7 protein-coding genes and 2 tRNA genes are annotated in these 10,358 nt (G+C 39.5%); 5 read left to right on the top strand and 4 right to left on the bottom strand.

Annotated features, from left to right (window positions below):
* Window positions 1–113: 113 nt before the first annotated feature.
* On the bottom strand, window positions 114–1,973 hold the full coding sequence (locus HMPREF9444_RS07865; protein WP_009143883.1) for an IS1634 family transposase: 1,860 nt from the start codon (window positions 1,971–1,973) through the stop codon (window positions 114–116).
* A 673-nt stretch (window positions 1,974–2,646) separates the two neighbouring features.
* Between HMPREF9444_RS07865 and HMPREF9444_RS07860 the strand changes: the two genes are divergently transcribed.
* Window positions 2,647–3,717, top strand: a complete 1,071-nt coding sequence (locus tag HMPREF9444_RS07860; RefSeq protein ID WP_040909420.1) for an alpha/beta hydrolase — start codon at window positions 2,647–2,649, stop codon at window positions 3,715–3,717.
* Between the two features lie 91 nt (window positions 3,718–3,808).
* On the opposite strand, the gene HMPREF9444_RS07855 is transcribed toward HMPREF9444_RS07860, so the two are convergent.
* From HMPREF9444_RS07855 to rfbA, 3 genes are all read right to left on the bottom strand, one after another.
* On the bottom strand, window positions 3,809–4,972 hold the full coding sequence (locus HMPREF9444_RS07855; RefSeq protein ID WP_040909419.1) for an iron-containing alcohol dehydrogenase: 1,164 nt from the start codon (window positions 4,970–4,972) through the stop codon (window positions 3,809–3,811).
* A gap of 805 nt (window positions 4,973–5,777) precedes the next feature.
* Window positions 5,778–6,329 carry a dTDP-4-dehydrorhamnose 3,5-epimerase gene (gene rfbC / locus HMPREF9444_RS07850; RefSeq protein ID WP_009143880.1) on the bottom strand — a complete coding sequence of 184 codons (552 nt, stop codon included), beginning with the start codon at window positions 6,327–6,329 and terminating at the stop codon, window positions 5,778–5,780.
* 1 nt (window position 6,330) lies between these two features.
* On the bottom strand, window positions 6,331–7,224 hold the full coding sequence (gene rfbA / locus HMPREF9444_RS07845; RefSeq protein WP_009143879.1) for a glucose-1-phosphate thymidylyltransferase RfbA: 894 nt from the start codon (window positions 7,222–7,224) through the stop codon (window positions 6,331–6,333).
* A gap of 206 nt (window positions 7,225–7,430) precedes the next feature.
* On the opposite strand from rfbA, the gene HMPREF9444_RS07840 reads away from it, so the two are divergent.
* From HMPREF9444_RS07840 to alr, 4 genes are all read left to right on the top strand, one after another.
* Window positions 7,431–7,507, top strand: a tRNA-Arg gene (locus HMPREF9444_RS07840).
* Between the two features lie 26 nt (window positions 7,508–7,533).
* Window positions 7,534–7,610, top strand: a tRNA-Arg gene (locus HMPREF9444_RS07835).
* Window positions 7,611–7,725: 115 nt separating this feature from the next.
* Window positions 7,726–9,174 (top strand): replicative DNA helicase, encoded by a 1,449-nt coding sequence (gene dnaB, locus HMPREF9444_RS07830; RefSeq protein ID WP_009143878.1) that lies wholly within the window; start codon window positions 7,726–7,728, stop codon window positions 9,172–9,174.
* Between the two features lie 13 nt (window positions 9,175–9,187).
* Window positions 9,188–10,267: an alanine racemase gene (alr, locus tag HMPREF9444_RS07825; protein ID WP_009143877.1), complete on the top strand. Its 1,080-nt coding sequence runs from the start codon at window positions 9,188–9,190 to the stop codon at window positions 10,265–10,267.
* Window positions 10,268–10,358: the final 91 nt, after the last annotated feature.

Genomic DNA, 10,358 nt, shown 5'->3' with positions numbered 1-10,358 from the left:
CTTTAACCCTAAAAGTTGCGAGTTTTTACTGATCTAGTGTCTATTATATTAGACACTAGATTGCAACCGAAGGAAATCATTTATAAGTCTCGGTTTTAAACCGGGACTTTCATTTATCTTGTCAGCACATCAATATCGTCGTCGGGCTCGGCATATCCTTCCATGAGTTCAGGCATAATTTCCGCGTCCTCCTCATCAATGCTCTTGTCACTGTTGGTCTTAGGCGCATCTTCAGGAGGAAGAACACCGAGTTTGTTGTAGATCTCAGCAAGATTTTTAACAATCGGACTGAAGTAAGAGCCGTGTTCATATTGAGTAACCTCAATACTGCTTAAGGTTTTTAACAGCTTCTGATCGCTGTCATAAGCTGCTCTGAATCCCTTGTCGGCAATTTTAGCGATCTTCTTACGCAGCATAATAGCTATGGACGTGGCGATAAATTGGACAAAAACCCGCCCTTCGAGCGAGTAGTCATCCGAGCTTCTGAGTCGGTTGAAACCTAAAGTATCTTTGTAATGGTTGAATGCTTTTTCAACCTCGATTCGGTCATAATAAGCCCTATAAGCTTCAATGGGATTTTTAACGGAATCAGAGACAAGAAAGCGTACCCCTTTAAGCTCCAGCTCCTTGTGGTAAGCGGTCAAATTGATTTCATATTCATTCTTTTCCGTATTGAAGCATAAATAGGTATCTTTGAACTCCTGATATTCTTTGCATAACTCTTTGTCGCTGTAAATGGCGTTTAAAGTACGTTCAATATTAGTTTTTAATATTTCCTCAGCCCGCATACGGATAAACGGATTGTAATAAATATGAACGAAGAGACGGGCCTTTTCATGGGGAGGTCTCTTACAGTCGGTTTGATAGTTGACAGGATAGCTCCAATTTATTTCTACGGTATAACAGTGATTGCCACAGGCGGCACTGCTGAAATTAATGGGATTTTTTAATGCATTACGGTTTTCACGAAAGAGATTTTTGCATACGGATAATGAGGTGCTGACGTTTAATAAGAAAGACGTCTCAGTCTGCAGAAAACGGTTGATGTTTTTAATGCAGCCGTAACCTTTGTCAGCAACGAAAACGACATCACGCCCTAATTGCATGCGGCAGGAGTCCTGCAGAAAGTTTTTGACCGTAAAGACATCCGGTATATTTCCCGAATACATTTGATAGAAATAAGGCTCACCGCTTTTTTGATTGACCACCATCAGCATATTCAGCTGCTTCAAATCATCTCCGTCTTTATTTTTACCGTAAAAAGCTTTGCTCAGATGCTCCGAGTAGGTTGAAAAGGAGGTTGAGTCCAAGGCCCAAAACTTAGTAGCGAAATCATTAAGCGCTTCATCGCGTTGGGCAGACAAACTGCTTAACGTGCTTAAAAAAGCGTCAATTTGATGAGGTATAATACTTTGAAAGATACGGGTGACGGCACTTTTGCTTAAAGGGCGAGAATAAGGTAAACGGGTTTTACGGGCAAAAAGCTCGTAGAGCGTCATGGAGTTGCGCTGCTCCAGAATTAAGAAATACGCCAGCGACAGAATTTTTAAATGGTTTTTATATTTACTGAAAGTCCGCTCCAAAGCTTTGACTAAAGGCGTATCGGCAATGATGCCGTCTAAAAGCCAAGTGGCACCCGCCTGAAGTTTCTTTAAACGCATAGCTTCACGAACGGTGATTTTAGGTTGATCGTCATCCAGCTCCGGATCGTCTTTGAGCGTAAAAACGATTTTACCCTGCTCATTGCGTTTAGCATCTAATCCTTTCAACTCCGGATATAAAGCAATGAAGCTTTCTTTCCATTCAATGGGACCGACCTTACTGCCGCCTAAAATCTTGCCAATGGTTTTGGTAGATCCTTTCTTTCTAAATGAGCGTTTTTTGTCAGGATCCCACACGTTCTGATAAGTACAAAGATAATAAAATTTGCCGCTTTTATTGATAAGCAACGAGCCTAAGTCCGGAGCATTCATAATAAAATCTTAGATATAGATACTTATATTAAGTATCTAGTATAACAAGATTTAAATAGATAAGCAATAGATAATTAAGAGAAAACGGCTTAAATAAGCCGTTTAGAGAGGATTTTTAGAGTTACTTATCTAGATCCGCAACTTTTAAGTTTAAATCTTGTCTCTTTTTCATTTTATAGAATCAATAAGTCGTGAAACTTGCTCTACTACTTTAAACAATCTTTCAGCACTCATACAGAAGCGGGATTGAAAAGACATTTCCTCTCTTAATGACTTAAACTTCGGCTGGCATGCTGCTGCAAAATTAGGAGAACATAACGTAAAAGTTCCTTTTGAGCGGACCTTTACTTTACAGCATTAATAATTCACGACAGCTCCATATTCAAAAGGCTAACTTTTTTATATAGTCAGGTCTTAAAAATTAAGATAACTCTAAATTAGGGGTTTATATTTTTATCAAAACCATAAAAGCATATTTGTACTCTTAATTATCCACCCTAAAAATAATTTCACTGCATTCTTTTTTCAAATCTTTCCCAAACATATAAGATTCAGCAAAACTAATATAGTTTTTCTAAAGATTTTCTTGTTTGTCTAATTTATGGTCTTAAAGAACAACTCTTATTAAATAGGCTCTACTTTTTGTTCATATATTATTAAATAAGGAGACAACATGAAAAAGCTAAAAATCTTATTAAGCGCATGTTTTTTAAGTTCATGTATTTTTATGACCCTGCCTGCTGCGGCACAAGACAAAACATATCGTCCGGACACAGTAGTAACCGAGATAACAAATCGTAATTTTACTACTTTTGACGTTAAAGAGAACGTAAGGTTATATCGGGCATCTTTTAGTAATCAATACGGTCTTGAAATAGTAGGATACTTGTTTGTCCCTGCAACGATGCACGAAAAAGCTCAAGCTTTAGTAATAGGACATCCTATGGGAGCAGTCAAAGAACAAGCCTCCTGCGTCTATGCATCAGAACTTGCCTCCCGCGGATTTGTATGTTTAGCGGTAGATCAACAGTTCTGGGGAGAAAGCGGCGGAAATCCCCGTCACGGAATCGATCCTGATATGTATGCAGAAACATTTAATGCGGCTGTGGACTTCTTAGGAACCAGAGATTTTATTGATAAAGAAAAAATTGGCGCTATAGGAATATGCGGCAGCGGTAGTTTCGTTATCAGTGCAGCCAAAATCGATCCCAGAATGAAAGCAATCGCAACAGTCAGCATGTATAACATCGGAGAAATGCGCCGCAGCGGTATTAACCATTCTCAAGATCTTCAAACCCGTAAAAAAATCATTGAAGCTGCAGCAAATCAAAGATATTCAGACTTTTTAGGCGGAGAACAAAAATTAATCGGCGGATCTCCTTTTAAGGTAAATGAAAATTCGCCTTTATCGGCAAAATCCTCTTACTCTTTTTATCGGGGAAGAGGTGCTTTTATCCCTAAGGATGAAAAATTAGAGGAAAATACCAAATCGGATATGTCTACAAATATTAAATTTATGAACTTTTACCCGTTTAACGATATTGAGACTATATCCCCGCGTCCGATGCTATTTATCATAGGTGAGAATGCCCATTCAAAATATTTCTCAAAGGAAGCTTATGAGAAAGCCGGAGAGCCTAAAGAACTGTTTATGGTAAAAGGAGCCGATCACTTCGATCTTTATGACCAAAAAGAATTTATCCCTTTTGATAAACTGGAAAAATTCTTTAAACAAAATCTTTAAATAGATGTGAAAAATACTTTCTTAGTCTGACCTCTTTCTTGTTAAATAAAGTAAGCCTCATAAAATGGAGGCCTACTTTAAATGAAAAAGCTTACAGACTCTGTCTTAAAATCGCTTCAACATCACTTTCATTTAACGGAATAAACGCCTTGTGTAAAGGATTATAAGCACAAGCATGCTCTGCCATGGCCTTAAAGTGAGTATCATCTACTCCAATCTTTGATAAACCTTCAGGAACACCGATAGAAGCAAAAAACTTTTCTAAAGCAGAAATTCCTGCTTTAGCATCGGCATAAGCATCACCTGAATTTTCCACATGCATTACGTTATGCGCAAATTGGGCCAATTTATTGACGCTCTTGTCATTTAAAATATATCGCATTACCTTAGGAGTGATGATCGCAAGACCGATGCCGTGGGTAATATCATGAAATGCGCTTAATTCATGTTCTATGGCATGGCAAACGAAAATCGAAGGATCGTTGCCCAAAGAAGCCATGCGATTGCAGCCTAAAGTTGCAGCCCACATTAAATGAGCTCTGGCTTCATAATCATTACCGTTTTCCAAAGCTGCAGGCGTATATTTAATTACTGTTTTAAGCTCTGTTTCCAAGAACCCGTCACCGATATCATTAACCCCGGTCGTAAAATATTGTTCCATATAATGGGACATAATATCGCACGAGCCTGCTGTAGTCTGATATTTAGATACTGAGCAGGTATAGCTTGGATCAATAAAAGAAACCTTAGGCCACAAATGCGGATTTACCAAGCCCATTTTTTCATTGGTGCTTAAATTGGAAATTACCCCGCCGCAGTCAAACTCCGATCCGGTAGCCGCTATAGTAACTACGCAAATCAAAGGCAAAGCTTCTTTTACCAATGAAGAATTTTTAACCAAATCCCAGGCATCATCACCTGCATATTTGGCTGCAGCACATATAGCTTTTGAGCAATCCATCACCGATCCGCCGCCTACGGCAAGAACAACCTCTATACCATGCTGTTTACATAAAGCTGCGCCTTGATTAACACTTGTTACCCGAGGATTGGGATCTACTCCTGAAAGCTCAAATACCTCGCAGCCTTGCAACTGTTCTTTTATTACATTATATATCCCTGTTTTTTTGATCGACCCGCCGCCGTATACCAGCAGAACTTTGTCTCCTAATGCCTTTATTTCACTGCCCAGATTTTCAATAACGTTTTTTCCAAAATATAATTTAGTAGGAGCAAAATATGTAAAATTATGCATCTTTAACACCTCACGATTTAATTTCTTCTCGTAATATAAACTCACGTTAAAAAAGATTAAGGTCTAAAAATGCAAAATTTTTGCCTGATTTTATCTATGTTGTTTAAAAGGTTTTCTCTTTATCAAAAAAGTAAACGGCTAAGATCCCGTCATTTAGATAAGAGAGCATAAAGATTTATTCCTAAATTTTGATTCATTAGACTTAAGCCTAAATACGAGTTGTGATATAGATAATTGAAGCGAGAAAAACACCAAATGAATATGCTTTTTCCAAAATCAAACGCATTGAATTTTTCTTCAAGTTGTAAGCAAATCACTTCAAATGATTGTTTTGGGTTAGTTAATGATTTGAGCTATAAAGATTTTATTTAGCATATATTAATTAAGTAACATATTGTTATTTATTCGAGTTTCCGTGATAAAAATTTAACTCAAAGCCTTTACCGGAAAGACTTCAGCTTAATTTTTTATCTCGGAAAGTCGAGTTATTTAGAATAAATCATATCTACTAATTATTTTTCCGTCTTTAAAAATCTGATGTTTATAGTTCTATAAAAAAGGTTTTGCAATCTATATGTTTCTTGAAAACCGCGTTTTTATAGAATTTCAATGTTTTGTTATTTCTTTAATTTACATAAGGCAACCTACTCACTATGAAAAAATCACCCAAAGTTCTTAAGACAAGCAACTCCATTGCATGTTCCTTAAAGTTTTGGCACACGCTTAAAAAATAATTCCCTCAAGCCACGGCTTGTACCTTCTTTATTGCGTTTCCCTATGCTCAAAGAGATCTGTAAAAAAACTATTATTCAAAAAGTACCGCATCATTGAAGGCTTTACCTTTGCGATCTTTTTCCGAAACTAAAGGCATTTTTCCTAAGATTATCGGCCATTTTATGTCAAGCTCAGGATCGTCATAAGCAATGCAATGCTCTGTTTGCGGAGCATAATAATCAGTACAGGCATAAACAAAGTGGGCATGCTCTCCTGTCACAAAAAAGCCGTGCCCGAACCCCGGAGGAACCCACAATTGCTGACCGTTTTGTGCACTTAACGTCACTCCCACCCATTGCTTGAAAGTCGGAGAATTTTTTCTTAGATCTACGGCAACATCGAATACCTCACCTGATACGACTCTTACGAGCTTACCCTGAGGATGCGGATTCTGATAATGAATGCCGCGCAAAATATTATGCATCGAAAAAGATTCATTAATCTGAACGAACTTATATTGTCCGCCTATTGCTTTTTCAAATTCAGACAAACGAAATACTTCGGAAAACCAGCCGCGATTGTCACCGAATTTTTTATTAGTAATTAAGAGAACCTCAGGTATCGAGGTTTGTTCAATCATCATGTTATTCAAGTAATCCTTTGGCAAGATTGATTAAATATTGACCGTAATGATTTTTAGAAAGCGGTTTTGCCAGTTCTAATAATTCTTCTTTGTTTATTGTACCCAGTTTATACGCAATTTCTTCAGGACAGCCGATTTTAAGTCCCTGACGGCTTTCAATAATTCTGACAAAATCAGATGCATCCAAAAGCGACTCCGGAGTCCCCGTGTCAAGCCAGGCCGTACCACGGCTTAAAATTTCGACTTTAAGCTGTCCTTTTTTAAGATAAATCATATTCAAATCGGTAATTTCAAGCTCGCCACGCCCTGACGGCTTTAAAGTCTTGGCATATTCTGCAGCATGTTTGTCAAAGAAATAAAGTCCGGTTACGGCATATTGGCTCTTAGGCTCTTTCGGTTTTTCCTCAATGGAAATCGCTTCCATCTTGTCATCAAATTCCACCACGCCGTACCGCTGCGGATCGTTGACGCGATAGGCAAAAACCGTTGCTCCTTCCTTGTTTACGTCAATATTCTGCATTTTCTTATGCAGATTGGACGAGAAAAAGAGGTTATCGCCTAAAATCATGGCACACGGTGAATCTTTTATAAAATCCTCGGCAATGATTAGAGCCTGGGCAAGACCTTCGGGCTTTTCCTGCAGCGCATATTCAAATCTTATTCCCCATTGAGAACCGTCTTTTAACAGCTTTTGATACAAAGGGAGTTCATTAGGACCTGAAATAATTAAAATCTCGGTGATTCCCGCCGACATCAGCGTTGTTATCGGATAATAAATCATCGGCTTGTCATACACCGGAAGAAGCTGTTTATTGACCGTAAGCGTCATCGGGAATAAACGGCTGCCGGTGCCGCCGGCAAGAACAATTCCTTTTACCTGAGATTTCTTTATCATCAAATATTACTCCCTATGATTTTTCTGTATTTTAAATTAAATTTAAACTTATTTAAATAAGATAATTCAGTTCAACCTTAACAAAAACCTAAAAAAATTCGCTTTTGGCACAACAGAATTAAATATTGATTAAAAATAAACTTGCAAAAGGAAAAACTTTTGCTATAATCACAGGCCGTAATGTGATGAACACCTCATTACGTTGCGCACCCGTAGCTCAGCTGGATAGAGTAATCGGCTACGAACCGATCGGTCGGGAGTTCGAATCTCTCCTGGTGCGCCATCTACAGAATTCTTATCTTATCCTACGCACCCGTAGCTCAGCTGGATAGAGTAATCGGCTACGAACCGATCGGTCGGGAGTTCGAATCTCTCCGGGTGCGCCATCCGCTAGAAAAGTTCCTTATCAATGTTAAAATAACAGGCTGTAAAAAAGTCTTTCTATTAAACGGTTTTAGTCTTAAAATCGCACTACATTTTGCTTAGAACAAAAAGATCATAATGACAGCAACAAATTCAAAAAAAGAAGAAACATTAAAAGATCCGCCCAAAAACCTTGAGGCCGAGCGTAATCTTTTAGGCGCACTGATGCGTGACGGCACCTTACTTGCCGCAATAGGCAATGAAATCGGTCCGCTAAATCCCGATGATTTTGCATCAGAAAAAAATCGTATCATTTATTCATGCATTTTAAATCGCGCCTCATCTTCAGATGAATTTGATCCTACAGTCATCTGTTCTATTTTAGAAAATGAAGGTCTTTTAGACAAAGTCGGCGGCAAAGCCTATATTTCAGGTCTTATTGCCAATACGGCTCCAGAGTCTGTCGCAATTGAATACGCGCTTATCATCAGAAACAACGCCAGACGCCGCCGTCTTATCAGTGCTGCCGAAAAAATCAGCAATATGGGATATATGCCCGAAGGGCGCACTGTAGATGAACTTTATGATGAAGCTCAAGGCATTATTTTCAAACTTTCAGAAGAAAATGCCCATACCGATGCAGGTCCCGTCCCGGCCCTCACTCATGCGGTAAAGCTGCTGGAAAAAATACAGCATGATAAAGATTTAGGGCAGAGGATGACCGGGATCCCGTCAGGATTTTCCGAACTTGATGAGCTGACCTCAGGATTGCAGCCCGGTAGTTTAAACATCGTAGCCGCGCGCCCCGGTGTCGGCAAAACCTCTTTTTCCATGAATATCGTCGAAAATATTGCGATGAATCCGGATATTCATAAACCGGCATTGGTTTTTTCATTGGAAATGCCTGCCCAGCAAATAGTTTTACGTATGCTTTCTACTTTCGGCCGCGTCAGCATGCGAGAACTGTCCGAAGGCAAAGTCACGACTAATCAGTGGCACGACATCATTCGCAAGGTCGCAATGCTGACAGAAACTGATGAAAACAATGTTAAGCGCAACAAACTTTACATTGACGACTCAGGAGACGTTACTCCGCTTGAAGTCAGATCTCGCGCCCGCAAACTTGCGGCAGAACACGGCGGACTTTCCGTCATAATGATTGACTATATTCAGCTGATGAAAGGGCAGACTAAAGCAGAAAACCGCAGTCTTGAGGTAGGTGAAATTTCCCGTTCATTAAAATTGCTGGCCAAAGATTTAGAAGTTCCGGTTATTGCTTTATCACAGTTAAACCGTGAAGTGGAAAACCGTAAAGATCACCGTCCGATGAACTCCGATCTGCGTGAATCAGGATCTCTTGAGCAAGATGCCGACATGATTATGTTCCTGCACCGTGAAGCAACATATCACGGAGGCGGAGACGGAGAAGATAACGGCAAAGCTCTTTTAATCGTCAGTAAAAACCGTAACGGCGCAATTAAAGATATTGAATTGCAATTCCAAGGCGCATATACGGCTTTTTATGATAAAGCCAATACCGTTGCGATGATGGACGTCCCTCCTATTGACGACGTCCTTTTACAATAATAGGTACAAAAAAATGAAAGCAGCCACAGCTGAAATCAATACCCAAGCTTTAAAAAACAACATCGATATCATAAAAACTTATGTACCGGGTTCGAAAATTGTAGCTGTCGTTAAAGCCAACGCATACGGTCACGGTCTTTATCAAGTGGCATCCGCCCTCTATGAGAAGGTAGACGCTTTTGCCGTTGCCCGTCTTGATGAAGCTTTAAATTTAAGAGAGCAAGGAATAAAAAAACCGATTATCCTGCTGGAAGGCTTTTTTAATGAAGAAGATCTTCCTTTTATCGCCCGCTCAGAAATTTACACTGCCGTCCATGATATGGAGCAACTTGAAGCAATTGAAAGAGCAAAAGTGGAAAAACCTTTACATTGCTGGCTGAAAATTGATATCGGGATGCATCGTTTAGGAGCAGATCCTCAAGATGTCTTAAATATGAAAGAACGTCTTGAAAAATGTCCTAATGTTTTAAAGCCTATCGGACTCATCTCCCATTTAAGCGTTGCCGATACTCCGACTGAGACTGACTACAATATTGCGCAAATCAACTATTTCCGAGAAACAGCCAAACATTTTTCCGGAGATTTATGCCTTAGCAATTCAGCCGGAATCTTAGCATGGCCTGACTCGCATACTCCATGGGTGCGTCCGGGCATTATCATGTACGGCATTTCTCCATTTGAGGATAAAGTAGGATCCGATTTCGGACTTAAACCGGTAATGACTTTAAAAAGCTCAATTATTGCCATTCGCAAAGTTAAAAAAGGCGCTAAAGTCGGTTACGGTGCCGCTTGGACCGCTCCATACGATACCACAATTGGAATTGTAGCCACAGGTTACGGAGACGGATATCCGCGTGTTGCACCTAACGGCACACCGGTTTTGATAAACGGCAAATATGTTCCTACTGCAGGACATGTTTGTATGGATATGATGTTTGTAGATTTAGGACTTAATTCCCAAGATAAAGTCGGAGATGAGGCAATTTTATGGGGGAAAGGTCTTCCGGTCGAAAAGATTGCAAAACTTTGCGGCACAATTCCTTATGAACTGGTTTGCCGCGTGATGCCGCGTGTCCGCGTTGAATTAATTTAATTGCCTTTAATTACGAAAAAGCGGGGAAAACCCGCTTTTTCGTCTCTTCACTAAAACTTTTTATCAAAAAAGATCAGCGGCTAAAACCCCG

Source organism: Succinatimonas hippei YIT 12066 (assembly GCF_000188195.1).
Taxonomy (GTDB): Bacteria; Pseudomonadota; Gammaproteobacteria; order Enterobacterales; family Succinivibrionaceae; genus Succinatimonas; species Succinatimonas hippei.
This window is presented reverse-complemented; position numbering and strand designations above follow the sequence as displayed.

What these genes read in the sequence shown, in the direction of transcription:
- HMPREF9444_RS07855 (WP_040909419.1), bottom strand. Translation starts at nt 4,972, where the DNA reads ATGCATAATTTTACATATTTTGCTCCTACTAAATTATATTTTGGAAAA.
- HMPREF9444_RS07865 (WP_009143883.1), bottom strand. Translation starts at nt 1,973, where the DNA reads ATGAATGCTCCGGACTTAGGCTCGTTGCTTATCAATAAAAGCGGCAAA.
- rfbA (WP_009143879.1), bottom strand. Translation starts at nt 7,224, where the DNA reads ATGATAAAGAAATCTCAGGTAAAAGGAATTGTTCTTGCCGGCGGCACC.
- rfbC (WP_009143880.1), bottom strand. Translation starts at nt 6,329, where the DNA reads ATGATGATTGAACAAACCTCGATACCTGAGGTTCTCTTAATTACTAAT.
- HMPREF9444_RS07860 (WP_040909420.1), top strand. Translation starts at nt 2,647, where the DNA reads ATGAAAAAGCTAAAAATCTTATTAAGCGCATGTTTTTTAAGTTCATGT.
- dnaB (WP_009143878.1), top strand. Translation starts at nt 7,726, where the DNA reads ATGACAGCAACAAATTCAAAAAAAGAAGAAACATTAAAAGATCCGCCC.
- alr (WP_009143877.1), top strand. Translation starts at nt 9,188, where the DNA reads ATGAAAGCAGCCACAGCTGAAATCAATACCCAAGCTTTAAAAAACAAC.